Below are 25,799 nucleotides of genomic sequence, written 5' to 3' on the forward strand. Positions count from 1 at the left end.
CGCGATATAGAATAAGTCATTTTATATCCGTTAACCCTACCTGAATACCCAACGGATAATCTTATGAAACAATCAAAACAAAAGTCTTATAAACAAGTGATATCTAAAAGTGTATTACTCACCAGTTTAACCCTTGCTATGAGCATGAATGTTAATGCAGCAAGTGGCAAACCTGAAGCTGAACCAGAACAGCCACAAGTTAAAAACCCTGAACGTTTCCCACAAAAACCATTAATTACCCATATGTTTACGGCTGATCCATCTGCCCATGTATTTAATGGCAAGTTATATATTTATCCGTCTCACGATATAGAAAGTGGCGTAGTGAGAAACTCGTCAGGCGGGCATTTTGATATGCGCGATTATCACGTGTTTTCAATAGATGAAGTTACTGAAAATACAAAAGTTGTTGATCATGGCCAAGCTTTACATGTTAACCAAGTACCATGGGCAACTAAACAAATGTGGGCACCGGATGCAGCAGAAAAAGACGATAAGTATTACTTATATTTTCCTGCAAAAGACAAAGACGATATTTTCAGAATAGGTGTTGCCAGTGCAAACACACCAACAGGACCTTTTGTAGCTGAAGCTGAACCTATTAAAGGGACTTACAGTATTGACCCGTCGGTATTTCAAGACGACGACGGATCATACTACCTGTATGTTGGCGGCATAATGGGTGGACAATTACAAAGATGGCAAACAGGAAGCTACATAGAAGAAGATAAATACCCGGCTGATAACGAACCTGTTTACATGCCAAAAATAGCTAAACTCAATGCTGATATGAAAAGCTTAGCGCAACCATTACAAGACGTAATATTACAAGACGAAAACGGAAAACCTATTCTACAAGGCGACTTCGACCGCAAGTTTTTTGAAGCCGCTTGGGTGCATAAAATTAAAGACACATACTACTTTAGCTATTCAACAGGCCATTCTCGTTTTATTCAATACGGCACATCAAAAAGCCCGTACGGACCTTTTACATGGAAAGGCAAAGTACTAGAACCGGTTTTAGGTTGGACAAACCATCACTCAATTGCAGAGTTTAATGGTAAGTGGTATTTGTTTTTCCACGACAGTTCGTTAAGTGGTGGAAAAACCCATTTACGCAGCATAAAAATGGTAGAACTAATACATAACGAAAACGGCACAATTGAAACGGTTGATGCTTATTTTGGTGAGTTAGATAAATAACCTAACGCAAGTTACCTACGAGAAAATTTGAAAAATTTCACTGTAAATCTTAACTAACACAGGACAGGTTGCACCAAAATAACACTCGCACCATTTTGATGACTTATAATGGTGCGTTGTTTGCTTTCTTTCTAAGCTTCTTTTTTAACAATCTATAAATACAATAAATTACAGTTGATAAATGTTGGCTGTAGGCACTATTTATACTGGTTTTGTATTTATACATTTATTTGTATTTATTTTAATTTTCTCTTAATTTAATTAGGCATTATTTTTGCTTTCTAAAGCTCAACTTAAACCCTTTTAATTTAGTTAAGTGCGGCTATAGCACTGGCAATTTCGAGATAAGAGAGCAGTAGTATGCAGTTGAAAAGTCACTTAATGCAGTTAACTGATAAAGAACGTCATTGGTTACCTTTTTTTGGGAGTAACGGTAAGCTTTCTTTAGGTTGGTCGTGTTTTGTGAACAAAAGTACTTATTCAATTGTTGAACAAACATTTGAGGGTATTGCTTCAACTCGCGTTAAGTTGCTTCAAATGTGGGCAGAAAATCAATGGGATCATTTAAGCTCTTTAAATAATTTGATCGATGTTCAGCATTTAGAAACTAACAAATCTTTACTGCAACAAAAACTCTCGTCTTCCCCCGACTTTTCAGAAATATTTATTTTAGATGCGCAATCTAACGTTGTTACTAGTACCTACTTGAATCGTGTTGGACAAATTCATAATCAAACTAAAGCGATAGCACAAGTCAGTAAAGGTCGGTTCTTGCATGGTCCTTATGTTGATCCTATTACCTTAGAAATAGGAGCTTCTAGCTCTAAATTTCATGATGAAGTTACTTTAATGTTTTATTTACCTATAACTGAGCAAGGTAAGGTTGTAGGTATTCTTGGTGCACGTGTACCTAACGATGTGTTGGGTGATTTAATTCAGCGAGAAGCTGGGCATATCTATCCTGAGTCAGGCGATAATTATTTATTTATGGTTGATTCAGTTTTTGATCGTAGTATTGAACAGGGTACTGCGTTATCACGATCTCGTTTTGAAGATAATACCTTTAGCCATGGCGAAAACTTAAAGTCTGGCATTAATACAGGGTTTGGTACTGTTAAAATAAAGCGGCATACAGAGTTTGAAATTAGATTTACAGATCCTGCCTCTAAACAACTGCATCCAGGGGTAAGAGAAACAATTAAAAATGGTGAAAACTTATTTGTTATCTATCCTGGTTATTCAGATTATCGACATATCCCTGTTATTGGTAAAGGACTGACTTTTAAACTACCGGGTTCGTTAGATACTTGGGGAATGATGTGTGAAGGCGATTTAGAAGAAGTTTATCGTAGGCGCTCAATCAATTTAAGTTTGATGAAGCTATATTTTATAATGGTTACTAGCATTGTTGCCATTCACAGTTGTTTACTTGCTTATACCGACTTACCTACATTATTAGTGAATGCTATTACGGGAGTAACTACGTTATTTAGCTGTTTTATATTTTCAATGTTTGGCACCAATAAAGTGTCTAACCGCTTAAAAGGTATGACCAAAGTTTTGAGAACCATTGCTGAAGGGGAAGGTAATTTAACTCAGCGATTAGATCCTGACAAAATAAAACACGATGAAACGGGCGATATGAGCCGTTGGATAAATAGTTTTATTGATAATTTAGACGGCATTGTCGGGCAGGTTATTAATGCATCAAATAATGTTAAAGACACGAATGAACAGATGTTGGATAGAAATGAAGAAGCCCACAATAGTTCACATCAAGTGTATGAATCAATGTTACATATGCAAAGTTTAATTGAGCGTCAACGCGAGGTGATTTTAGAAGCTTCAAACACTGCTGAAAATATGAAATCCAGTATGGCTAATGTTGTACAAAAAGCTAAAAAAGACTATGAAGATGCCCGTTCAGGTACCCATGCTATAAGAGATATTGTTGAAACAACGGCGAATTCGGTTCAGTCGATTGATGCAAGAATGAGTGAGATTGGTAGTATTATTAATGTGATCACGGGTATTACTAATCAAACCAATTTACTAGCGCTTAATGCAGCGATTGAAGCGGCAAGAGCAGGTAAACATGGTAGAGGTTTTTCTGTTGTTGCTGATGAAGTGCGTGGTTTGGCTGGGCGAACTGCTGAAGCTGCTCAAGATATAAAGCATATGATTGAAGGTCTGCAAGAAGAAACTAAAACGGCAGTGAACTTTATGGAGTGTGGCGTTAAAGATGTGGATCAAAGTTTAAAATTAACAGAGGCCGCTTCAAATGAAAATCAAGAGCTACATTCTATCGTAGAAAATATGTTTGATACGATAAATATTATTGAACAAAACAGTGCTAAAAATGGTGAAACCGCCCGAACGGTTACTGAAGTTACACAACGAATGGAAAGATCAATATCAGAACTAGCGGCTAGTTCAAATATGGTAGATATCACCGCAAATAAATTACAACAGCTTGTGGGTATTTTTAAAGTAAGTAATAAGCGATAGAGCTATTTTTAAACGTAATTATCGACACTATTCAGCAATAAACCGCACTAACATTAACGTTAAGTTTTCGTGGCGAGATTTATCTGGCCATACAGCATAATACCCAATAGGGCTAATACCAAAGGCATTAATTAATTGACCTATTTTAGATGAAGAATAAATGCTCAAATACACAGGTTCATCGTTCCAGACTGAACCTAAGCATCTACTTCCTGTAGGTGAAGCATTTATTTTAATAAGGAGTGCTCTATCGGTTAATGCCGATATTTAGTTAAATACTACGTAATATAAAATATTATTTTCTGCTTTGGGTTAAATACATAATAGTTAGAATAACCAGCTTGTTGGGTTTTCAATAGCTCTGTTAGAGTCAAGTGCTTTAAGTCCTTTTACTGAACGTATAATTAACCATACAATCCAAAATAAAAGAATAAACCAACCAATTAATACTAACGAAAGTAGTGAGCCTAAAAACATATAAAGAGCGCCAATCCAAAAGGTTCGGATCTGAAATTGGTAATGTGTTTTTAACCATTGTGAAGCGTCATCTTTATTCACATAAGCCATAACTACGCCAATTACTCCGGTGATACCAAAGAAAAGCCCAATCAAATAAAGTATGTAAACTATTTTGGCGGGATTTTTATTAGTTGGATCATTTTCAATTATTTCTTCGCTCATCTTATATCCTTTGAAAAATAGGCTTAGTTATTGATTATATTATGATGATGTTAAATTAAAACTAATGCAAATGATAACTAAGGCCTGCTGAACTTTCGAGTATGATTTTCGTTCAATTTAAAAGCGTTTTAGTCACAGGTTTTACGTTCCAAACAAAACCTAAGTACCTGCATCCGTGCAGGCAAGGCAAACGTTTTGTCACATAGTCATTCTATGTAAAAAAGGTTTACAGATTATATGCTCCCATGTAGGCAACGAAGAATAAATCGCTTTTAAATGAACCCTTGGGCAGCGCCTGTTTGATATTTCTACATCGTTATAGTGATTTTATGTGGAACGACCACACATCAATCACTATGTCTCGTATAAAAATCAAATAGACTGCGGCAAAAATATACCTGAAAGGTCAACAGACCTAAGTTTGCATTATTCTTTATCGTTTTATCAATACAATCTCAACCAAAAAATTTGACTATAAGTGGTTTTACGTTATTTTAAATTGTTGTTTATTGTTAATTTCAAAAGAAACTACAGGGGATGTTATGGATAAATATATAATAACTAAAGAAGAGATAGATGAGTTTCAAGGTCTATCTAAAACTCATTTTTTGAACGATAACGCTAAACGAATTAATAAGTCGCTTGGCGATTTAACTGGTCTAACTGGCTTTGGTATTCATATTATTGAAGTTAAGCCAGGTCATGAGTCAACTGAGTTTCATAAACATTACCATGAGGATGAATGTGCTTATATTCTGGAAGGTTCTGCAGAGGCGGTAATTGGCGATGAAAAATTTACTGTAAAAGCTGGAGATTTTATTGGATATCGTGCTGGTGGCGAAGCGCATTTGCTACGTAATAACAGTAATACAGTTTTGAAGTGCTTGGTAGTTGGGCAACGATTAGAGCACGATGTAGGTGATTACCCTAAGCTCAATAAACGTATTTATCGTCAAAAGAATATGCCTTGGAATCTTGTAGATATTGATAATGTTTACGAGCCTAATGGTGGTAAAAAAATATAAAGTTTGAAGTTGTCCGGTTAATACCCCGATTCTTTATCAACTACATTTCTAAGCTCAGCACCTTGTTCATACAAGGCTAGGTTGTCTAACGCTACATCTCGCCATGTTTGTATTACATCGTTATAGGTGCCGCCTACGTGTGGGGTAATAAGTAAATTAGGCGCTGTCCATAAAGGTGATTCTTTATTTAATGGCTCTTCTATGGTTACATCGATTGCTGCACCTTTTAGTTGTCCTGTTGTTAAAGCATTAACCAAGGCCGTTTCGTTAACGGCATTTCCACGACCAATATTAAAGAAAAATCCTGGCTCTGGCATGGCTTCAAAAAACGCATCATTAAATAAATGCGTTGTTTCGTCGGTGCGCGGTAAGCAGGTAATAACGATATTAGCTTGCTGAGCTGCTAGGTTTAGCTCGTCGATACTATAAAGTTTACTTATATTGTTAACGCTTTTACTGATGTTTTTACGCACGCCAATAATGTTAACGCCAAAAGGGATTAAGCGATTAATAATAGCTAAGCCCACCGAACCAAGCCCGACCACTAAAACGGTTTTACCACGAAGTTGAAACAAGTTGTCGCAGTTGGTAAGGCTGGTTTGCTGCCATTGTTTTTTATTTTGGCTATTAACAAACTGTGGAATACCGCGGGTAATACTGAGTACTAACGCCATTAGGTGATCAGCAACAACATCGTGATGATCATCTGAACAGTTGGTTAATAAAAAGGGAGCTTGAATTAAATTAGGGTGACTATTTAGCCACTCAACTCCTGTTCCAAATTGTTGGAACCAAATTAGCTTCGGGAGTGAAGCTAAATACTCTCTTGGAAAATCCCCTAAAACTATGTTGATGTCAGAAGCGTTTTCTAAAACAAGGTTAATATTTGTAGTTATTAGAACGTCTCTGTTTCCGGCATATTCATGTAGTTTTATGTTGGCAGCCGTGTCCATAAACTTAGCGTCTATCCACATTAAAAGTTTCATTGTTGTACTGCCTTATTCGGTGGTTGTGTTCATTGTTTTTGACCATGTGTAGTCAAGTTTATAAAAATTCAATAATACGTACGCAATTAAAGCACCAATAGCTGGGCTAGCAGCAAAGATAATAATAATGCCATCAAGTGAATACTGAGTTTGTTCTACATTGGCTTGATAACCATATCCTGCAAGCATCCAACCCGTTAGTGCTCCACCAATAGCAATACCAAATTTTAAGCTAAGTAAGTGTCCTGAAACACTCATTGCCATAGGGCCATTGCCAGACTTCTTCAAACTATAATCTACAGTGTCAGGTACTGCTGAGAACAATAATGGAATAAATATCATATGAAAAAACTGTGTTATTAGCGTAACAGAAAGAGCTAGGTATACTTTGTCTGCAGGTACAAAATAAAGTATGGCACTCGTTGTTGCTATACCTAAACAAGCAATTTTCATTAACTTAACTTTACATATAAACTTTATAGCCCAATTCGACATTAAAGCACCTAATATGCCACCAAACATACTGACGGTAATGAACAAGCTTACAAGCTCTTCATGTTTTAGATAGTAGGTAACGTAATACGCCATAACACCGCCACGCATAGCTACAGTAATCAATACAACAAAAGTGACTGCGGCTAATACGCGCCATTGATCATTTTTTAATACAGCAAATATATCAGTTTTAATTGGAGCATTTTCGGTAACTTCTTGCGCACGTTCTTTCGTAAAAAGAAAACATGCGATAAAACAAGCCATAGCAACTAACGACAACACTGTCATCGCTAAAGTAAAACCAAGTTGTTCATCGCCTTGGCCAAAATAAGCAACAAGGGGCAGAGTAAGTAGGGCAACAATAAGTCCGCCCGCTTTAGCCATAGCGAAACGCCAAGCTTGCACTGAGGCTCTTTCTTGTATGTCTGTTGTGAGTATTCCACCTAATGCGGAGTAAGGAATATTAATGGCCGTGTACGCTAGCATCATTAAAGAATAGGTAATGTAAGCGTATATAAGTTTATTTGCATGAGACGTATCAGGCGTTATAAAAGCAATAATGGTGAGTAATGAAAAAGGTATCGCCATCCATAATAAGTATGGACGATAACGGCCCCAACGAGATTTTGTTCTATCAGCTAAAGCACCCATAAGAGGATCGGTTATTGCGTCGAATGCTCGTACAACTAACATTAACGTACCGGCTTCTGCTGCGGTAATTCCGAATACGTCAGTGTAATAAAACATCATAAAGGCGATAACAACTTGGAAAACAATATTGCTACCAGTGTCACCTAAACCATAGGCGAGTTTTTCTTTGGTTGTTAACTTTGTTGTTAAAGGGGTTGTTGTTGCCATGTTGGTTGTTCCTAGCTATTTATTATTATTGTTATTTTATGAGTACGTGTTTTTATTGTTTAATGGTCACGTTTTTACCTTTTGCTCTGGTAACAAAAAACTTCATTGGCACATCGCCTGTATTGAATATACCGTGCATGTCCCATGGCGATACGTACAGTACATCGCCAGCTTTAGCAGGTGTTTCAACCCCGTTTAATGTCCAAACACCCGAACCTTCTATAATTAATAAATATTCTTCGTCTTCGTGTTGATGAGCGGGATGAATTTCATGGCCTGGTTCAATTACGGCTATTCCAACAATGGCTTCTTTTGTTGTTGTGGTATCGCCCATAAAATAGGTATGGAACACACTGTGGTCGTATGGGGTTTTATGAGCGTTTTCAAAACTTACAATGCTTGATTGAATTGTTGCTTTTTGTTCTGTAGCTTTTTCAGTGTTGGCTGTGGTTTTATTGGGCGTAATTTCATTAGTAGCGATAGAAGAACATGCACTCGCTAATGTAAATGAAAGTGTTAAGCTAATAGCTTTTAAATATGTTTTATTGTTCATGATTCAGTACCTTTTCTTGTGATAATGTGTGTTGGTATAAATTTTCTGCTCTGCCTTGCGTATTGGTTTTCACTGAAAACAAACAGCCAGCCAAAGGTTGTTTAGTTTTATCTTCATCAGACAAATATTCAGACGCTGTTGTTATAAATAAAGTATCTAAATTCTCACCACCAAAAATGCACTTAGTTACTTGTGCAACGGGTAACTGAATATGTTGCAGTAAAGTGCCGTCAGGTGAGTATTGGTTAACGCCCCAACCACCCCAAAGTGCAACCCATAAATTACCGTTTTTGTCTAAACACATACCGTCGGGATAGGTACCTTCTTTATCAAAATGTAGAAAGGTTGAGCGACTTACAAAATTGCCTTTTGCATCAAGCTCGCAACGATATATTTTTTGATTAACTAAGGTGTCGGTGTGATACATAACGCTTCCGTCAGCGGTAAAGCACGGGCCGTTAGTGCAATAGTAGTTATCGTCTTGCAGGCTTGGTTGTCCGGTTTCATCAAAGCGGTATAGCGAACCTAGGGCATTGTTCATAGGATCGTCAGTGTGCATAGTGCCAGCCCAAAATTGCCCATGAGTATCAACAGCGCCATCATTAAAGCGAATGGTTGAATAATCTAAGTCAGGCGCCGCTATTTTTTTGTGTACACCGTTGACCAGATCTAAAGCGTAAAAACCATCGTAAAATGTTCCCACTAAGGTGTTGTCAGTGGTAAAACCTATACTGGTTAAACTTTGTTGCAGTGGCCAAAATTTAGTCACGTTATTTTTATTGCGATAAACGATATTGCCTAAAATATCGGTCCAATAAAGGGCTTGCTCGGCAACCGACCAAATAACACCTTCGCCTATTCGACAATGGCTTTTGTGTACTAATTTGGCGTTCTCGTTAATGATTGGCTGAGACATATACATCCTTAACTTTGATTTTTTAAAACCTTCCTTTTAGAGAAGGTTTTAAACGTTTTACAATAAACTATTGCAGGGCAGCTTAAATAGCGTTTGCAGTAAATTCGCCATTTATGCGACGAACAATGTTATAAGGGTTGGTATCTTGTAACTCTGCGGGTAATAACTGTGCTGGTGTATTTTGGTAAGCAACAAAACGAGTGAATCTATGAATTGCGTCAATACCAACACTGGTTGTAGCGCCATTTGATGAAGCAGGGTAAGGGCCACCATGATGCTGCGAGCCACAAACTTCTACACCAGTAGGAAAACCATTAAAGATAATACGCCCCGTTTTTTGCTCCAGTAAAACAAGTAGTTCTTTAACTAAAGCGTTGTCTTCATCAACGGCGTGTATGCTGGCAGTTAAGTTACCTTCTAATACTTTAGCTATTGCTAAAAATTCAATTTCATCGTCACATTCAACCACTAAAGTTGCAGGACCAAATACTTCATTTTGTAGTTGTGGATTTTGTAAGAAAGCACTTGCCGCTGTTTTTAATACAACGTTTGGTGATAGTAAAGCATTGTCTATTGACGAGGCTAAGCTGGTTTCATTTTTATTAACCCATTCAACGTCACCACTTGTAATAAACTGTCCAACACCTTTTAAAAACGCTTGTCCGATACCTGCATTTAGCATTAAGCCTTTCGCATTAGCATTCATTGTTTCAGCTAAGGTACTAACAAAAGCGTCGTTCTTTTGAATAACAATAACGCCTGGCGATGTACAAAATTGGCCTGTTCCCATACATACAGAACCCGCAAGCGTTTGAGCAAGGGCTTCGCCCGATTTATCTAGTGTGTTTTTAGTGAAAAACATTGGGTTAACACTGCCCATTTCTGCATACACAGGAATAGGTTTAGCTCTTTTAGCTGCGGCGTCCATTATTGCTCGCCCACCTGCTAAAGAACCTGTAAAACCAACCGCTTCAGTAAATGGATGACAAACCAGTTGTACGGATAATGGAATAGCGTTGCCTTGCAATAACGAGAAAACACCTTTTGGAAGTTCACAGCGCGTAATCGCTTTACCAATAGCATAAGCCATGAGTTCGTTAGTCGCAGGATGAGAAGGATGACCTTTAACAACTACTGGATTACCCGCCGCAAGTGCTGAAATGGTATCGCCACCTAAGGTGCCAAAAGCAAAAGGAAAGTTAGAAGCACCAAATACAGCAACTGGCCCAATAGGCTTTAACATTTTACGTAGATCTGGTTTAGGTAAAGGAGCGCGATCAGGTATCGCGGTGTCAATACTGGCTTGTGTCCAACTCGCTTTTTTAACGATTTGTGCAAAAGCATTAATTTGACCTGTAGTACGACCACGTTCGCCGGTTAATCTTGGTAAACCTAATCCAGATTCTTGGTCACACACGTTAAGTAGTTGCTCGCCTAAAGCTTCAATTTCTTCAGCGATAGTAAGTAAAAATTCAGCACGTTTTTCTGGTGAAAGTTGGCTAAAAACAGGGTAGGCATCTTGCGCAGCTTGCATGGCATTATTTACGTCTGCTTCAAGACAATTATTATGATCAGCTAATAACGCTTGAGTAGCAGGGCTTTGTGCATTGAATGCAGCTCCTTGTGGAGTAACCCATGATCCGGCGATATATGATTGTTGTGTTAGCTTGTACATAAGTTAAATATTCCTAATTTGGTTCAGTTGGGCTGTTAAAGTAAGTTACGTTGGGCAAGGTTTTTAATTAGCGCGCTAATGCCAAACTCCCAAGGTGGAATTTGGTCTGAAAAGTGAACTTTGTTTTGTAAAGCGCCAAGCTTGCTGGCAGATATAACAACAAGATCGTCAGGTTTATGTGTAAAGCCTTTACCGGCTTCGTCTCTATCTTGTGTTGGTGTAAATAAAGTTCCGGTAAATAGTGCAAAACCATCAGGGTATTGATGCGATGTTGAAATTGTTTGTGCGACAAGATCTTCAATGTCTCGGCTGATTTGCGTCATATCATTGGTGGCTTCAAGCTCGTAACCATCGTCGCCTTTTACCTTCAATGTTACTTGAGTTGATTTAACATCGTTAAGGGTAAAGGTTTCATCAAATAAACGAATAAATGGCCCAATAGAACATGACGCATTGTTGTCTTTTGCTTTACCTAAAAGTAGAGCACTTTTACCTTCAATATCACGTAAGTTAACGTCGTTTCCTAACGTTGCCCCAACAATGGCTCCTTGGTTGTTAACGGCAAGTACCATTTCAGGTTCAGGGTTATTCCAGCTTGATATAGGGTGAATACCGACTTGTGCACCCAAACCAACAGACGACATAGATTGCGATTTAGTAAACACCTCAGCATAAGGGCCAATGCCTACTTCTAAGTATTGCGACCACATGTTTTCTTTGATCAATACTTCTTTTAGCTCTAATGCTTCAGGAGAACCGGGCACTAAATTTTCAATACTTGATCCTATGGTTTCATCAATTTTAGAACGTATACCTTTGGCAATTTCTGGGTTGCCGTTAGCTTTTTCTTCAATCACTCTTTCGATCATCGAACAAACAAAGGTAACGCCACAAGCTTTTATTGCTTGTAAATCAAACGGCGCTAAAAGGTGTAAATAGTCGGTATTACAAGGATGATTTATTGAGTTAGCGATAAGGGTTTCAACACGACCAATAACAGGAAAGTTACCTGCTAATAACTCTTGCTTAGTAATACCTTTATTAAGAATGTCAGAACAAGTTGGCGCTAATGAAGATAAGTCGTAAACGTTTGAGTCGTTCAACCAGATTGGCGACGGACCACCACAATTGGCTGTGCTTTTAGTTAACTTAGCCGGTATCCAAGCTCTACCAATTAAGGTGCCGGCATATTGATCTGATGGTAAATATTGCTCTAATTGCATAATAAGTATCTTATGTTTGTTCTAAGTTAAGTGTTAATTACCGGTGCCAAATTAATGATTATGCCTAGGTAGTTTTTTAGAAATACCTTGATACTTAGTGGCAAGCTCGATAACCGCACCTTGTGATAAATCGCCAACCGTATCGCGGTAAATTTCTTGCCACGGTGTTTGTGATTTTGGTGGTGTCACATGTGTTACTGATTTACGACTTTCAAATTCACCTTCTGGTAGCAATACGTCGCATGTGCCTTTGTTCATGTTGATACGTAACATATCGCCTGTTTTTAAATAGGCTAAGCCGCCACCAACAGAACTCTCAGGAGAAACATGTAAGATAGAAGGGCTGTCTGACGTGCCCGATTGGCGACCATCTCCTAAAGTAGGTAAGCTGGTAATGCCTTGTTTAATTAAGTAATCAGGCGGCTGCATGTTTACAACTTCAGCCGAACCTGGCCATCCGATTGGCCCTGCGCCACGAATAACTAAAATACAATGAGCATCAATGTTCAATGCAGGATCGTTAATGCGTTGATGATAATCTTCCGAGTCTTCAAAAATTATTGCACGCGCATCAAACACGCCTTCGTTACCTTTTTCAGAAAGAAAACGTTGCGTAAACTCAGGCGAAATAACACTGGTTTTCATAATGGCGAAAGCAAAAAAGTTGCCAGAAAATACAGCAAAACCGGCATCTTTCAACATAGGTTCATCAAACGACTTAATCACTTCTCTGTCGATTTTAGGTAGGTTTTGTAAGTTTTCAGCTAATGGCTTACCCGTAATGGTTAATACATCGCCATTGAGTTTATTGGCGTTTAATAATTCCCACATAATGGCAGGAACACCACCGGCTCTATGAAAACGCTCGCCTAGGTATTTACCCGCAGGTTGAACATTGGCAAGTAACGGAATAGGTCGTGCAAGTTCATTCCAATCTTCAGCGGTTATTTCAACACCTGCGTGTCGAGCCATTGCCATAAGGTGAGGTTGTGCATTGGTTGATCCACCTAGGGCTGAAATAACTTTCATGGCATTAACAAAAGCGTCGCGTGTTAATATTTTTGATGGTGTTAAATCTTCATAAGCCATTTCTACAATACGAACACCGGTGCGATAAGCCATTTGACCACGTTCTTTGTACGGAGCAGGAATAGCGCCACAACCAGTTAACGACATGCCTAAAGCTTCAGCAACCGAATTCATGGTTAATGCGGTACCCATCGTATTGCAGTGTCCGGCAGAAGGGGCAGAGTCCATGGCTAAATTAAGAAACTCAGTTTCATCAATTTCACCTGCCGCTAAACGCTTTCTTGAGCGCCAAATAACCGTACCAGAACCTACTAATTCACCATCATGCCAACCATCAAGCATTGGACCACCTGATAAAACAATAGCTGGAATATCAACAGTAGAAGCCGCCATTAAGCTTGAAGGTGTGGTTTTGTCACAGCCTGTGGTTAATACAACCGCATCAATGGGGTAGCCAAATAAAATTTCTACTAAACCTAAGTAAGCTAAGTTACGGTCAAGGGCAGCGGTAGGGCGTCTACAATTTTCAAAAATAGGATGCGCTGGAAATTCAATCGGTATACCGCCTGCTGCTCTAACACCATCTTTTACGCGTTTTGTTAGTTCAAGATGAATGCGATTACATGGCGCTAAGTCGCTGCCTGATTGCGCTATGCCAATAATAGGTTTACCTGAACGTAGTTCTTCAGACGTAATACCGTAATTCATAAAACGTTCTAAATATAAAGCCGCTAAATCAATATGTTCTTTGTTATCAAACCAATCTTGTGATCGAAAACGATGTTGTTTATTTAATTTCATTTGTTTGTCTTTATTAGCTAAATTTTAGAGATTAGGGGTATATTTAAATTGATGAAAATCAGCAAAAATGCCTTCACCACTTAAGTCTGAACAATGCAAACAGATAAATGCGCCGGTAAAAAAGCCTTTGCCTTTTACGTAATCATCGGAAAGTTTCCAAGCATCGAAAACTATATTTAATGGTTGCCACGCTGCATAATCGAACGAATATTTGAACGTTAAAGAAGAGCCACTCACGCAAGTTTTTAGCGATATGCTGGTAACAGAATCAGATATATGTATGGGTTGTTCATAAAGGTGATAAGAAGCTTCGCCTCTATCTACCTGAATAATTTTAAGCGCACGTATGCCAAGGCTTTCATCAAAATCAACAAAACAGTAAACCCAGTTTTTAGTGTTGTAATAACACGCTATACCTGCATTTTGTTGCTCGTTAGTTGGGGTGAAAGACAGCGAGGTTGTTGCGTCAAAGTCAAAATGCTGCCATCTATACCCAAGGGTTGATTGAGGGAATTGAGAAATAAGCGGCTCTTGTCCGTACAATCTTAACCCTGATTTATATTCTGTTAACGCTCCCATTTTTTCACAAAAAGGAACACGTAATGTTTGCCATTCTGGATGTAGCGTATTGCTATCAAAATTATCGATAAAATCGTCTGACGAGGCATGAGATGTTGCTGTTTTACTTGTAGAAGAAAATGCAGCAAAAGTTGGTGCTTCAACTTGTAGCTTAGTGTGTGCTCCGCCAACCACATAAGGCCAACCATCGCGCCATTCTATTTTGTCGATAGCCGTTTCTCTGCCTAGAGGGCAGTAACCTGAAATTTTGTTATCGGTAATTTTAATAGTGTCAGGTAACGGACGACTCACCAGAAACACCATGTACCATTCATTTGAATGGGTTTTGATCATTGAACCATGACCAGCTTTTTGTAAAACAGCTTCAGGCTTATCGCTGGTGGTTAAAATAGTTTCATCGGGGTGTAATTCAAATGGCCCAAGCACGCTTTTACTGCGTAATACGGTAACAGCATGGTCGTAAACGGTGCCGCCTTCAGCCACTAAAAGGTAATAGTATTCATCAACTTTATATAAATGCGGTGCTTCAGTTAGCTTTCTGTGTGTGCCACCAAAAATGATTTTTCGGTCGGTTGATAAGCGTTGCTCGTCATGAAAATATTCTTGAATAATTATATTGTTATGTGGATTACTGTGATGCCTAGCCCCCCATTGACGATAGGTGATGAACTTACGGCCCGAATCATCATGAAAAAGGGAAGGATCAAAACCGCCAAATTTTAATTTGATAGGTTCGCTCCATGGGCCTTCAATATTTTCTGCGGTAACCAGAAAGTTGTCGCCAGATTTCCAAGGACTATCAACACTTTTTACATTTGAATACACCAACCAAAACAAACCATCGCTATAAGTTAAGCAGGGCGCCCAAACACCACCTGAGTCGGGTATGCCGTTCATGTCTAATTGGCTAACACGATCTAATGGCGTGGCTACTAAATCCCAGTTGATAAAGTCTTGGCTATGATAAATACGAACACCAGGAAACCACTCAAATGTAGAGGTAGCGATATAATAATCTTCGCCTTTATTACAGATAACGGGATCTGGATTAAAGCCTTTTAAAATTGGATTGTTGATCATTTCCATCATTACGTCTCAGGTTGGTAAAAATCTAACGATTCAAACAAAGCGTAGGTACAAATTTTAGGTGATAACAATTTGTACTCTGATTTTATGTTTTTTATCTTAAAATGTTCCCGGTAACATAGCAAGTAACGAACCCCATAAAAATTACTTTTTTGTGGTTTTAGCGTGAGTTTTGATAACAGTTATCTAGCCTGTATGCAACGTAATTAAAGGGATTTATATAGATTGGCCTCTTATGGTAAAAAAGACAATAAATATTTTGATTTTGACGGGGTTTATAGTGATTTTAAACTGTTATTTCATGTTACTTAGTAACATCGATATTTAAAAATGCTGAGTAAAGGTTATTGCATATTACGATCTCAAAGTTAAAAACCCGATAGCCACTTAATTAAAACACATTAATTTTTACGCCTTTTAGATAAATTTAAGCTTAAACTAAATTTGGTAACTGGTATTTTATGTTTTGGTAATATATATTGGTATTACCTTTTGGTTTAATGTCTAAACTAGGTCACATTTAAATAGTTAGATTTAATTTTTCTTATAAATATAAAGTTATCGGGGTTGGTGTGTTGATAAATTATAAAGTTGTGCTTTTATGTCCGTTGTTACTTGCTGCTGGTTGTGGTTCATCTACGTCAGATAATCCTAGTTCTTCAAGTTCAGTAATTATTGTTGAAACAGAAACTCCTGTTGTTGAAGCTCCTGTAATAGATGTTCCTGTTGAAGAAACGAATGAGCCACAAGCTGATATTACTTGTAGTGGACTCGCTTTTTTGCCTTTTAGCAGCGCTGTTGCTTCAGATTCAAGTACAAGTTACCCAGCAAGTAATGCTATTGACGGCAGTTTTATCAGCACTTCACGCTGGTCTACAACTAGCATGAACCAGTCTTTAACCCTAACACTTGAACAAGCTGCTTTACTTAAAGGGGTATCTATTACTTGGTTAAATGAAGATAGCCGCAGTTATAGTTACGACATTGAAGTTTCAACTGACAATAGTACTTGGGTTCCTTTAGCGACTTCAGAGCTAAGTGATGAGTCTACCGATAGAGGTGTATTTACCGATCTAACAGATACAACAGCTAAGTTTATTAAAATTGTTTCTACAGGTAATAATGTTGATAACAGTAGCAGTATTGTTGAAGTTGAAGCTTTCGGTTGTCAGTCGGATGTTGCCACTAACATTGAATTAATTGATTGGTATTTAAGTATTCCGGTTGATGAAGATACGGCAATGAAATCAGAAAGTATTTGGGAGAATGAGTTAAATGATGATTATTTCAACTCAGAATTCTTTTTCAATTCTCTTGATAACGGTTTAGTTTTTAGAGCCCCAATTGAAGGTACTAAAACATCAGTAAACACAAAATATACTCGTACTGAATTAAGAGAGATGTTACGTAGAGGCAATACAAGTATTAGCACACAAGGTGTTAATGCTAATAACTGGGTGTTTTCAAGTGCACCACAAAATGAGCAAGATAAAGCGGGTGGCGTTGATGGTGAACTTGTTGCTGAGTTAGCCGTTAACCATGTTACAACAACAGGTGACGCTAATCAGGTAGGCCGAGTAATTATTGGTCAAATTCATGCAAATAATGATGAACCTATACGTGTTTATTACCGTAAATTACCAAGTAACGAGAAAGGCTCTATCTATTTGGCTCACGAAATACGTGATGGAGATGATGAATATTATGAATTGATAGGCACTCGTTTACAAAGTGCATCTAATCCAAGTAACGGCATAGAATTAAACGAACGTTTTGGCTATAAAATTACGGTAGTTGGTAATTCACTGACTTTCGTTCTAACTCGTGATGGTGAGGAAGATATCACTGAAATTATTGATATGTCTAACAGTGGTTACGACATTGCTAATGAGTATATGTACTTTAAAGCTGGTGTATATAATCAGAATAATAGTGGTGAAGAAAAGGATTACGTTCAAGCGACTTTCTATAAAATAGAAAATACTCATTAATAAATGAATAGTTAAGATTAGTATTAATGTTAATAGAGACAAAAGCACTGATATTTTCGGTGCTTTTTTGTTTTAGGTTAATGAGTATTTCATCCTCTATTTTATCTTCTCCTGATTTACTCCACTTTTGCTAAAACCTATAAACCACCAAGTAATACAGCTAGTTGTTAGTTATTTTTTAGATTAGCTTTTAAACACTTAATTAGAACTGAGTTGTTTCAGGAAATAGTGAATAGTTTTTATGTTGAGTAATTTTGCTTAACCCGAGCTGAGGTTACTTAAAACTACCAAGATAGTTATCAGAAATTAAACAATTACAGCAAACTCGGTAGCAGGATCACTCATTTTAATTTTGCTATTTGACCCACGTAGCATTTGACGTAACTCACTACGCGTATTAATTGAATTAGCCTTTGTTATCGCTTTATTAGGTGTGGTAAATACCATATTGTTATCTAGCATCAAGATAGAAAAAATCAGGGTGAAAATACGTTTGCATTTCTTCAACGCTGATTTCGTCAATTTTCTTATCGTTATTTAAATCAACCGGTACGTTCATTTTCCAATTGATAAGTGTGTAAATTAAATCTTATACGGCTATAAACTCAAAATTTAAAATTTGCGTTACACTTTGGCTTTAGTATACTGAAGTTACTTTAAACGCATATAGTAAAAGTAGAGAATATGGCTAAGCCTAGAGTGGAAAAAGCTCCTAAACTAAATTTCCCTGATGATTTTAAATTAATAACTCCTTTCCTTAATAAATATGACGTTACTGATGATGAAGGTAAATATCTTCATTGGAGCCAACTTAAGTGGAGAGTACCTAAAGCGGATGCTGAAAACATATGGAAAACTGTAAAGTTTAAAAGAATGTCACAGTACAAATCTCTTCAAATTAAAAGTGAAGATAACGAGCCTTTTTTATATTGTACACCTCACTCTATGGAAGCTTTATTATATCAACTAGTAAAAATAGCTGGCGGTAATGTAGGCGCAGTTTCAGATACAGCTGCTAGTGAACATTTGCAAAGCAAATTTTTAGTTTCATCTCTAATTATGGAAGAAGCTATTACAAGTGCTCAACTTGAAGGTGCCTCGACTACCCGTGAAGTAGCTAAAAAAATGTTGGAAGATGAAAGAGAGCCAATAGACGAAGATGAGAGAATGATATTAAATAATTATCTTCTTTTGAAGTTTGCAGAACAAAATAAAAAAGAGAAGCTAACTTTAGATCTTATCTTAGAGTTTCATCGAATAGCAACAAAAGGGACTACAGAGAATAGTGTAATTCCCGGTGAGTTTAGAGAAGACAATGATATATATATCGAAGATGGTGATGGAAATATTGCGCATCAGCCCCCTCATTTTAATTTAATTGACGACAGGCTTCAGACATTATGTGATTTTGCTAATGAAGATCATTCTGGCTTAAATGGCTGTGACTTTGTTCATCCTATTATTAAAGCAATTATCCTTCATTTTATGGTGGGTTATGAACACCCATTTAGAGATGGAAACGGTCGAGTAGCAAGAGCATTGTTTTATTGGTTTATGCTTAAAAGTGAATATACTTTATTTAAATTTGTTTCTATTAGTAAGTTATTAAAAGAAAAACCCAAAGAATATGGAATGTCTTACATGTATACAGAAAAGGACTCTAATGATTTAACTTATTTTATTTATTTTCAATTAGATATTATTTTTCATGCCTTTGATGAGTTGAAAACATACTTAGGTAACAAGACAAATGAATTTAAAAAAATAGCTGAAATATTAGAAAAAACAACTTTGGGAAATAAGCTAAATTTCATTCAAAAAGATTTAATAAAGAAAGCAGTGAAAGAGCCAGGGAGGATATTTAGCGCTAAAGAAATATCTAATTCTTATAGCATTTCTGCTAATACGGCTAGAACATATTTAGCAAAATTAGCAGAATTAAAACTATTTCTTACAACCAAAGATGGTAAAACTTTAATTTATATAGCTCCTTCAGATTTACTTTCTAAATTAAATAATAGGAAATAACAACACGCCCTGAGGTGGACCAAAAGCCTTAAATCGTATTTTCTAACGCATATTTAAGCAAGGGCGAGTCTTTGCTTTTAACGCCTCAAGATAAGTTGTTTCATCGTAGGTTGTTCTTGTTTACCAATACCAAAATTGATAACTAAACAAATATTATTATCTATTTAAATGCTAATGATCTGATTATCAGTATAGTTATATTCGTCTTTAAAACAGCGAGTTGTGTAAATATTTTATGAGGATTAATCCTATAAAAATTATGTTATTGTTATTCATGCTAGCCTTTAATTCTTTAACAAACTAATTATGGCTCTGATTTTTAAGTTAACCCACTATAGGGAGCCTAGCTCCTCGTGGGGAGTCATTATGTCTATGTACCTTCGGTGAATCATGCGTAAATTATTAATCTTTATTGGGGTATGCCTGTCATTATCTCTAAATGCTGAAGTTATCCAAAAAAGAAATAATGAAGGTGATCATTTTGTTTATATTCCTGAAGAAACCCCAAAAAACATTCTAGTTATTGCTCACGGTATGTTATCAAAAAGAGATAAAGCTTCAGATGTCGCAAAGAAATATATATCACGTTGGATCAAATATGCCGACAAATATGGATTATTATTAATTGCACCCGTTTTCGATACGTCACGTTTTGGTAACCTAGGTGGTGGCTTTGGTGGATATAGGAATTTATTTGGCAAATACGTTCCTGCTGATGAATTCGTTAATAAACTTGTAAGTCGTTATTCATTTCAAACTAGCTCAGGTAGTAAGCGTTTTTATTTATACGGTCACTCTGCCGGTGGACAGTTTGTTAATAGGTATGTTGTTACTCATCCTAACAAGGTGATTCATGCTGTTGTGAGCGCAGCAGGCCGGTACAGTTACCCTACAACATCAAGTAAATGGCCTTATGGCGCAGGAAACCTCTCTAAGAGTTTAAAGTGGAAAGACGGTAGCACAAATAAAGTTTTTATCACTAAATCTCTTAGAAATTACGCTTTAGCTGCGAAAAAAGTTTCAATCGTTATTGGAAGTAAAGACATAAAGACTCAACCTAAAAGGCCTGCACACAGCGGTAATACGCGCATAGAAATTGCAAATAGTTGGGCGCGCGCAATGAATCAAAATGCAAAGCGCTATGGGGTTAATGGAATTGTTAACGTAAATGTAATTCAAGGAATTGGTCATAGTTCTTCAGCGTTAACTCCACATTGCGCTGACGTTCTATTTGGTAGTTCAGGTACATAACAGCACGTCCTGAGGTGGTAAACAGCATATTTTAGCAAGGACGCTCTCTTGCTTTTTAACGCTTTAATATAGCTCGATTCATCTTTTAAAACAGCGAGTTGTGTGATTTTTTTATGAGGATTAATCCTATAAAAATTATGTTATTGTTATTCATACTAGCATCCACTTTATTTCATTAACAAACTAATTATGGCTCTGATTTTTAAGTTAACCCACAATATGGAGGTTAACGCATTGTGGGGAGTCATTGTGTCTATGACTTAAGTTCAAAGCCTTGTACTGGTATCTAGTTTTAACTATACTTTGTACCATATAAAGTACAACTAAAGGTGTTACTCATGACTAGACTTCATTTTGATCAAGATATTCAACCACTTTCTGATTTTAGAGCTGGTGCAGCTTCATTTATTCGTCAAATTAACGAAACAAGAAGACCAATTGTAATAACACAAAGAGGAAAAGGCGTAGCTGTAGTTGTCGATGTGGCAGAATATGAGTCAATGCAGGAGAAAATTGAACTACTTGAAGAAATCCAAAAAGCTGAAGCACAGCTTTCTGCTGGATTAGGTATTTCTAATTCTGATGCTCGCGCGCAAATCTTAAAGAGTATTAATCCTTGAAAGTGGTTTGGTCTCCTTTAGCGTTAGAAAAGCTAGAAGCATCCGCTAAGTTTATTGCTCTTGATAAACCTTCGGCTGCAGACAAAATGGGTTAATGATATATTTGATCGCACAGACTTACTCGGTTTTCAACCTGAATCAGGCAGAGAAGTACCCGAGTTGTTAGGTACAAATTATCGTGAGGTGATATTTGGTAGTTATCGTCTTATCTATAAAGTTGAAAATGAAATTAAAATACTAACTTTACGTAATAGTCGTCAGTTGCTTAGCTTGAGTGATATTGAGTTATAACAAGAGCCTATGGCATCAATAGTTAATTTTTAACCATGGGCGCTTCCCACATTACACCTCATCTACGCATCGAATTGAATATCACAATCACCTTTCTAATACAGGTTGTTATCGTCACTTTTTAGGTTTTCATACTGCCTGTCTTGCCAATTTAATAAAGGCTGCTTTGTTGGATTTATTTTACCTAACGAGTCGAGTTTAGCGCCACGTTGGTCTTTTAAAACAGCGAGTTGAGTAAATGTTATATGGGTATCTAATCGAATAAAAATTATGCTATTGTTATTGATGCTAGCCGTTGGTTTATTTCATTAAAAACTAACTGTGGCTATTATTTTTAAGTTACCCCATGATATAGAGGCTAGCGCTTTGTGGGGAGTCATTATGTCTAGTTTTATGGGGAGATTAATATGGATCCTATGTTAATAAGAGGTTTTGAAAGAATATTAATAATCTTTGGAGCGATATTTCTCTGCTATTTAGGTTATCGATTGTTTACTTATGGAGTAGCAAAAGAAAACATTAACCTTGAGATTAAATCAACAGCATTAAAAGTCATTTTTTCGGGTCAGGGGCCTGGACTTTTTTTTATGGCGTTTGGGGCTATCATAATGATAACTTCAATTACACTCGGTAAATACAAACCAGTAGAGAGTGATAATAAATCAAATAACAACTGGAATACCAGTTGGAATAATAACTGTTTTAGTTCTGGTAGCTACTATGCATCGCCACCATCTCAGCTTGACTGGAATGAAAATAGCAGATTTGACTCTTTTAATACTCCTATTAAAAATGACAAAGAGACTACTGGCACTAAATAAAACTACAAACAAGTTTTGAAGTGGATCAAAAGCCTTAAACCGTATTTTCTAGTACATATTTAAGCAAGGGCGAGCCCTTGCTTAAATATGCCTCAATTACTTAGTCAAAAACCTTTTCTACTTTAATACGTTCAACTGACTTCAACTCGGGCGAACCGCCTTGCATACCAGAACCTGAAGCTATCCATAAGTAGCCATTCATTTCTATAACACCACTGCCGTGTCTACCTCGTTTTAAAGAGGGTTTGGTTTGCCATTTTTGGGTAGTGGTATTAAATAAATGCACTTCTTCATGGGCTTTAGTTGGGTCTGCACTTTCTCCACCCACTACGATTAAATTATTGTTATAAGAAAATACCGAATTACCTGCTCGTGGTGTTGGTAAATCAGCTTCCATTACTTGCCATGTGTTTGTTTCAATATTGTAAACATCAACTTTAGGTTCAACCAATTCAAATACTTGTTTGTTTTGTCCTAAAGTACGGCGTCCGCCTGCAACGTAAATACTATTGTTGATAAGCGTGCCTTGCGCATGGTCGCGTGCATGTGGTGCATCGGGTAATGCGGTCCATGTTTTAGTGATGAAGTCGTAGCGGTCAACCCAGTTAACGTTGCCATCAAGGTGTCCGTTGGTTATGCCACCAATAAGGTAGAGTGCATTATTTTTAACGACTGTAACGGCACCACCTCTTAAGCGATCTTTTGGTATAGCAGGACCTTGTTGCCATTTATTTTCTTTTGGGTAAAAGAAATAAATATTTTTTACTGGTTTTTCAGCAGGGTAGCGACCTGTCATGGCTCCAGCTACAACTATGATATTTTGCCAAACAGCGGGCTGAAAGTGATGCAATTCAAGAGGAGATTTTTGTAAAGGCTGCCAACTTAGGCTATCAGGGTTAAATTCATCAACGTTTTTGATCCCTCTACCACCAATCAAATATCCTTTGTTTTCAAATTTAATAAAGCCTGCTTCGTGACGCGCAGAAAAGGCGTTAGAGGTTTCTATCGTTTCCCAAGTTTCAGCTTTGGCTACATTACATATAAGTAAAGTGGCAGCGGTTAAGGCTACAAGGGCTTTTAATATGATGGTTTTTTTCATACTTTATCTCTTAGTTAGTTGAGCGAGTTTTATTAAATTTAGTAAAGAATTTCGCAACGGTTTCTACATCTGTTATACCTAAAATATACGTTATTTCAACAAGATCTGAAAAATCAGCGCCGCCATCAGAAATCGCTTGGTTGTTGTATCGACCATTTACACCGTTGTATTTTGTACTAACTCTGTTGGCTTCAGTCCAGGCTTGAGATGAAATAAGGTTTTTATTTTCAAGGTTTTTTACTGAGTAATCTTTGTTGTTAAAACCCGGTGTGCCGTTGTTTTCTTTATTTCCGTCTTCAATTTTTATGTAAGTTGTGTGTGCTTTTACAAAAGCTAAGCCGTCAACACTGGTTTCTTTTTCGTTCCATGTAGCGTGTTGTACAACAAGAATTTGGTCTTTAGTGTATTTAATTCCATACTCTGTAAGGGCTTCAATGAGTTCTTGTGTGAAGTCGCTTTGGCCCGCTTCTGCAATCCAAATTCTTCCGCCTGCCGTTAAGGTTTGATTAATTTTTTTAACGGTTTTGTTTATAGATGTTTGTCTGTATTGATGTGCGTCAGTCCATTTTTGTTTGAAAACTATATTGAATAACTCATCGGCAGGTACGTATAAGCCGGCTTGTATTCCGTATGTACCGCTAATGGCGTAATAGTTAATGTTTTTAAATTCGTTTGATTGCAGTATTAAGTCTAACGCTGCGATAGTGTGTGCATCGTCAACGTCTGTTTTAAGATCAAAATTTAATAATAGTAAGTCATTCTCTTTATTAAATTTTGCTTCAGCACTGTAGCTGTTCCAAGAAAATAATGTGGTGATGAGTAAGGTTAAGGTTAAGGTTAAGGTTAATAGTTGTTTAGTCATGTAAAGTCTCGTTATTAGGTTATTTCAATTCTAGTCTTATTGACTATAATGTTTTTGAGTATAGTACGTTACCAGTAACATTTTTGTAGGACAATCTTTTTATTGTTACAGAGACTTTAAGTGTCTTTATTAATATAATAGTTAAGCCAATTTTTTAGGGGATGTGTTGTTAACACAATGAATTATGAGTAAATCGAGAAGAACAACATTACAAGACATTGCTGACGTTGTGGGTATGACTAAAATGACGGTTAGCCGTTTTTTAAAAGATCCTAAATTGGTTGCTGAATCTTCGCGTAAAGAGATTCAAAACGCCATTAATAAACTTGGCTATATTCCTAATAAAGCGCCTAATATTCTTTCAAAAGGCCGTAGTCATGCTATTGGTGTGTTATTTCCCTCGATCTCAAATCATGTTTTTGATGAAGTATTACGTGGAATTGAGTCGGTTACTGAACCTGCTGGCTATCAAATTATGATTGCTCATTATGCGTATTCTCCTGAGCTTGAAGAAAAAAGAATTAGCTCGTTGCTGGGGTATCATGTTGATGGACTTATACTTTCTGAGAGTGTGCATAGTCAAAATACATTACGTATGATTGATTCTTCTGGGGTTCCTGTTACAGAGATTATGGATACCTGTACTCCACCTATTCAGCAAGCGGTGGGTTTTGACAATTTAGCAGCAGCTAAACAAATGACGTTAAACATGCTAGATAAAGGCTATAAAAACATAGCTTATATAGGCGCTAAAGGTGATATACGTGATTTATTACGACAGCAAGGTTACGAAGAGGCGGTTTTGTCTTATCAGCTAACGCCATTAATTTTTCGTTCTCCTGAGTTTTCTTCTATCCGTTTAGGCTCAGAGATTTTAGAAGATATTTTGTCTATTGACCCTAAAGTTGATGGTGTTATTTGTACGAACGATGATGTTGCGATGGGAATGTTGTTAAGTTGCAAAAGAAAGGGCATAAAAGTACCTGATGAATTAGGGATTACGGGGATGCATGGACACGATATGGGACAGCTTTATTCTCCTGCTTTGGCTAGTGTTATTACCCCAAGGTTTCGTATTGGCCAAGTGGCTGCTGAACAGTTATTAGCGAGAATTGATGGGTTAGAAGAAATAGAAACTTATATTGATTTAGGATTTACTTTGGATGAAGGGGAAAGCATTTAATTTTATCCATTTTTAAAATTAGGCTTACATCGAGT

General features: G+C 37.0%; 23 protein-coding genes. 10 read left to right on the top strand and 13 right to left on the bottom strand.

Annotated elements, in window-relative coordinates:
* Positions 1 to 144 precede the first annotated feature (144 nt).
* Positions 145 to 1,203, top strand: coding sequence for a glycoside hydrolase family 43 protein (locus ACM9HF_RS00105; RefSeq protein ID WP_473618345.1), 1,059 nt, complete (start codon positions 145 to 147; stop codon positions 1,201 to 1,203).
* Between the two features lie 360 nt (positions 1,204 to 1,563).
* On the top strand, positions 1,564 to 3,711 hold the full coding sequence (locus ACM9HF_RS00110; RefSeq protein WP_473613482.1) for a methyl-accepting chemotaxis protein: 2,148 nt from the start codon (positions 1,564 to 1,566) through the stop codon (positions 3,709 to 3,711).
* Between the two features lie 27 nt (positions 3,712 to 3,738).
* Here the strand turns inward: ACM9HF_RS00110 and ACM9HF_RS00115 are convergent, their stop codons facing one another.
* The gene (locus tag ACM9HF_RS00115) at positions 3,739 to 3,879 is read right to left on the bottom strand and encodes a hypothetical protein (RefSeq protein WP_473613483.1); all 141 of its coding nucleotides are present in this window, start codon (positions 3,877 to 3,879) and stop codon (positions 3,739 to 3,741) included.
* 159 nt (positions 3,880 to 4,038) lie between these two features.
* The gene (locus ACM9HF_RS00120; protein WP_473613484.1) at positions 4,039 to 4,392 is read right to left on the bottom strand and encodes a DUF4870 family protein; all 354 of its coding nucleotides are present in this window, start codon (positions 4,390 to 4,392) and stop codon (positions 4,039 to 4,041) included.
* Positions 4,393 to 4,934: 542 nt separating this feature from the next.
* On the opposite strand from ACM9HF_RS00120, the gene ACM9HF_RS00125 reads away from it, so the two are divergent.
* On the top strand, positions 4,935 to 5,417 hold the full coding sequence (locus ACM9HF_RS00125; RefSeq protein WP_473613485.1) for a cupin domain-containing protein: 483 nt from the start codon (positions 4,935 to 4,937) through the stop codon (positions 5,415 to 5,417).
* A gap of 17 nt (positions 5,418 to 5,434) precedes the next feature.
* Here the strand turns inward: ACM9HF_RS00125 and ACM9HF_RS00130 are convergent, their stop codons facing one another.
* The 8 genes from ACM9HF_RS00130 to ACM9HF_RS00165 all read right to left on the bottom strand — a co-directional run bounded on the left by ACM9HF_RS00130 (position 5,435) and on the right by ACM9HF_RS00165 (position 15,612).
* Positions 5,435 to 6,403, bottom strand: a complete 969-nt coding sequence (locus ACM9HF_RS00130) for a D-2-hydroxyacid dehydrogenase (RefSeq protein ID WP_473613486.1) — start codon at positions 6,401 to 6,403, stop codon at positions 5,435 to 5,437.
* A 12-nt stretch (positions 6,404 to 6,415) separates the two neighbouring features.
* Positions 6,416 to 7,756 carry a glycoside-pentoside-hexuronide (GPH):cation symporter gene (locus ACM9HF_RS00135; protein ID WP_473613487.1) on the bottom strand — a complete coding sequence of 447 codons (1,341 nt, stop codon included), beginning with the start codon at positions 7,754 to 7,756 and terminating at the stop codon, positions 6,416 to 6,418.
* 52 nt (positions 7,757 to 7,808) lie between these two features.
* A complete protein-coding gene (locus ACM9HF_RS00140; protein WP_473613488.1) occupies positions 7,809 to 8,309 on the bottom strand; it encodes a cupin domain-containing protein in 501 nt (166 codons plus the stop codon).
* Positions 8,299 to 9,225, bottom strand: a complete 927-nt coding sequence (locus ACM9HF_RS00145; protein WP_473613489.1) for an SMP-30/gluconolactonase/LRE family protein — start codon at positions 9,223 to 9,225, stop codon at positions 8,299 to 8,301. Before ACM9HF_RS00145 ends, ACM9HF_RS00140 begins: the two co-directional genes overlap by 11 nt.
* 82 nt (positions 9,226 to 9,307) lie before the next feature.
* Complete coding sequence (locus ACM9HF_RS00150; protein WP_473613490.1) at positions 9,308 to 10,900, bottom strand: aldehyde dehydrogenase (NADP(+)); 1,593 nt, start codon at positions 10,898 to 10,900, stop codon at positions 9,308 to 9,310.
* A gap of 35 nt (positions 10,901 to 10,935) precedes the next feature.
* On the bottom strand, positions 10,936 to 12,123 hold the full coding sequence (locus ACM9HF_RS00155; protein WP_473613491.1) for a fumarylacetoacetate hydrolase family protein: 1,188 nt from the start codon (positions 12,121 to 12,123) through the stop codon (positions 10,936 to 10,938).
* Positions 12,124 to 12,174: 51 nt separating this feature from the next.
* On the bottom strand, positions 12,175 to 13,953 hold the full coding sequence (locus ACM9HF_RS00160) for an IlvD/Edd family dehydratase (protein ID WP_473613492.1): 1,779 nt from the start codon (positions 13,951 to 13,953) through the stop codon (positions 12,175 to 12,177).
* 24 nt (positions 13,954 to 13,977) lie between these two features.
* Positions 13,978 to 15,612 (bottom strand): glycoside hydrolase family 43 protein, encoded by a 1,635-nt coding sequence (locus ACM9HF_RS00165; protein WP_473613493.1) that lies wholly within the window; start codon positions 15,610 to 15,612, stop codon positions 13,978 to 13,980.
* 578 nt (positions 15,613 to 16,190) lie between these two features.
* Between ACM9HF_RS00165 and ACM9HF_RS00170 the strand changes: the two genes are divergently transcribed.
* On the top strand, positions 16,191 to 17,609 hold the full coding sequence (locus ACM9HF_RS00170; protein ID WP_473613494.1) for a polysaccharide lyase family 7 protein: 1,419 nt from the start codon (positions 16,191 to 16,193) through the stop codon (positions 17,607 to 17,609).
* A 306-nt stretch (positions 17,610 to 17,915) separates the two neighbouring features.
* Here ACM9HF_RS00170 and ACM9HF_RS00175 read toward each other — a convergent pair whose 3' ends face one another.
* The gene (locus tag ACM9HF_RS00175) at positions 17,916 to 18,056 is read right to left on the bottom strand and encodes a polysaccharide lyase family 7 protein (protein ID WP_473613495.1); all 141 of its coding nucleotides are present in this window, start codon (positions 18,054 to 18,056) and stop codon (positions 17,916 to 17,918) included.
* A gap of 237 nt (positions 18,057 to 18,293) precedes the next feature.
* On the opposite strand from ACM9HF_RS00175, the gene ACM9HF_RS00180 reads away from it, so the two are divergent.
* From ACM9HF_RS00180 to ACM9HF_RS00200, 5 genes are all read left to right on the top strand, one after another.
* The gene (locus tag ACM9HF_RS00180; RefSeq protein ID WP_473613496.1) at positions 18,294 to 19,637 is read left to right on the top strand and encodes a Fic family protein; all 1,344 of its coding nucleotides are present in this window, start codon (positions 18,294 to 18,296) and stop codon (positions 19,635 to 19,637) included.
* Positions 19,638 to 20,027: 390 nt separating this feature from the next.
* Entirely contained in the window at positions 20,028 to 20,888 is an 861-nt protein-coding gene (locus ACM9HF_RS00185) for an alpha/beta hydrolase family protein (RefSeq protein ID WP_473613497.1), read from the top strand.
* A gap of 338 nt (positions 20,889 to 21,226) precedes the next feature.
* The gene (locus ACM9HF_RS00190) at positions 21,227 to 21,508 is read left to right on the top strand and encodes a type II toxin-antitoxin system Phd/YefM family antitoxin (RefSeq protein WP_473613498.1); all 282 of its coding nucleotides are present in this window, start codon (positions 21,227 to 21,229) and stop codon (positions 21,506 to 21,508) included.
* A 60-nt stretch (positions 21,509 to 21,568) separates the two neighbouring features.
* The gene (locus ACM9HF_RS00195; RefSeq protein ID WP_473613499.1) at positions 21,569 to 21,799 is read left to right on the top strand and encodes a type II toxin-antitoxin system RelE/ParE family toxin; all 231 of its coding nucleotides are present in this window, start codon (positions 21,569 to 21,571) and stop codon (positions 21,797 to 21,799) included.
* A gap of 407 nt (positions 21,800 to 22,206) precedes the next feature.
* A complete protein-coding gene (locus ACM9HF_RS00200; protein WP_473613500.1) occupies positions 22,207 to 22,620 on the top strand; it encodes a hypothetical protein in 414 nt (137 codons plus the stop codon).
* Positions 22,621 to 22,720: 100 nt separating this feature from the next.
* Here the strand turns inward: ACM9HF_RS00200 and ACM9HF_RS00205 are convergent, their stop codons facing one another.
* Both ACM9HF_RS00205 and ACM9HF_RS00210 read right to left on the bottom strand, forming a co-directional pair.
* Entirely contained in the window at positions 22,721 to 23,719 is a 999-nt protein-coding gene (locus tag ACM9HF_RS00205; RefSeq protein ID WP_473613501.1) for a Kelch repeat-containing protein, read from the bottom strand.
* A gap of 10 nt (positions 23,720 to 23,729) precedes the next feature.
* Positions 23,730 to 24,581, bottom strand: coding sequence for a hypothetical protein (locus ACM9HF_RS00210; RefSeq protein ID WP_473613502.1), 852 nt, complete (start codon positions 24,579 to 24,581; stop codon positions 23,730 to 23,732).
* A gap of 184 nt (positions 24,582 to 24,765) precedes the next feature.
* On the opposite strand from ACM9HF_RS00210, the gene ACM9HF_RS00215 reads away from it, so the two are divergent.
* Positions 24,766 to 25,764, top strand: a complete 999-nt coding sequence (locus ACM9HF_RS00215; protein ID WP_473613503.1) for a substrate-binding domain-containing protein — start codon at positions 24,766 to 24,768, stop codon at positions 25,762 to 25,764.
* The last annotated feature ends 35 nt before the right edge of the window (positions 25,765 to 25,799 follow it).

Origin of the sequence: Colwellia sp. RE-S-Sl-9 (assembly GCF_048296855.1) — a bacterium.
GTDB lineage: Bacteria > Pseudomonadota > Gammaproteobacteria > Enterobacterales > Alteromonadaceae > Pseudocolwellia.

Bases quoted from the DNA above. Each gene is read 5' to 3' on its own strand.
- ACM9HF_RS00145 (WP_473613489.1), bottom strand. From the start codon at position 9,225: ATGTCTCAGCCAATCATTAACGAGAACGCCAAATTAGTACACAAAAGC.
- ACM9HF_RS00110 (WP_473613482.1), top strand. From the start codon at position 1,564: ATGCAGTTGAAAAGTCACTTAATGCAGTTAACTGATAAAGAACGTCAT.
- ACM9HF_RS00140 (WP_473613488.1), bottom strand. From the start codon at position 8,309: ATGAACAATAAAACATATTTAAAAGCTATTAGCTTAACACTTTCATTT.
- ACM9HF_RS00205 (WP_473613501.1), bottom strand. From the start codon at position 23,719: ATGAAAAAAACCATCATATTAAAAGCCCTTGTAGCCTTAACCGCTGCC.
- ACM9HF_RS00135 (WP_473613487.1), bottom strand. From the start codon at position 7,756: ATGGCAACAACAACCCCTTTAACAACAAAGTTAACAACCAAAGAAAAA.
- ACM9HF_RS00180 (WP_473613496.1), top strand. From the start codon at position 18,294: ATGGCTAAGCCTAGAGTGGAAAAAGCTCCTAAACTAAATTTCCCTGAT.
- ACM9HF_RS00210 (WP_473613502.1), bottom strand. From the start codon at position 24,581: ATGACTAAACAACTATTAACCTTAACCTTAACCTTAACCTTACTCATC.
- ACM9HF_RS00125 (WP_473613485.1), top strand. From the start codon at position 4,935: ATGGATAAATATATAATAACTAAAGAAGAGATAGATGAGTTTCAAGGT.
- ACM9HF_RS00155 (WP_473613491.1), bottom strand. From the start codon at position 12,123: ATGCAATTAGAGCAATATTTACCATCAGATCAATATGCCGGCACCTTA.
- ACM9HF_RS00165 (WP_473613493.1), bottom strand. From the start codon at position 15,612: ATGATCAACAATCCAATTTTAAAAGGCTTTAATCCAGATCCCGTTATC.
- ACM9HF_RS00175 (WP_473613495.1), bottom strand. From the start codon at position 18,056: ATGGTATTTACCACACCTAATAAAGCGATAACAAAGGCTAATTCAATT.
- ACM9HF_RS00200 (WP_473613500.1), top strand. From the start codon at position 22,207: ATGGATCCTATGTTAATAAGAGGTTTTGAAAGAATATTAATAATCTTT.
- ACM9HF_RS00130 (WP_473613486.1), bottom strand. From the start codon at position 6,403: ATGAAACTTTTAATGTGGATAGACGCTAAGTTTATGGACACGGCTGCC.
- ACM9HF_RS00215 (WP_473613503.1), top strand. From the start codon at position 24,766: ATGAGTAAATCGAGAAGAACAACATTACAAGACATTGCTGACGTTGTG.
- ACM9HF_RS00190 (WP_473613498.1), top strand. From the start codon at position 21,227: ATGACTAGACTTCATTTTGATCAAGATATTCAACCACTTTCTGATTTT.
- ACM9HF_RS00120 (WP_473613484.1), bottom strand. From the start codon at position 4,392: ATGAGCGAAGAAATAATTGAAAATGATCCAACTAATAAAAATCCCGCC.
- ACM9HF_RS00185 (WP_473613497.1), top strand. From the start codon at position 20,028: ATGCGTAAATTATTAATCTTTATTGGGGTATGCCTGTCATTATCTCTA.
- ACM9HF_RS00160 (WP_473613492.1), bottom strand. From the start codon at position 13,953: ATGAAATTAAATAAACAACATCGTTTTCGATCACAAGATTGGTTTGAT.
- ACM9HF_RS00105 (WP_473618345.1), top strand. From the start codon at position 145: ATGAATGTTAATGCAGCAAGTGGCAAACCTGAAGCTGAACCAGAACAG.
- ACM9HF_RS00150 (WP_473613490.1), bottom strand. From the start codon at position 10,900: ATGTACAAGCTAACACAACAATCATATATCGCCGGATCATGGGTTACT.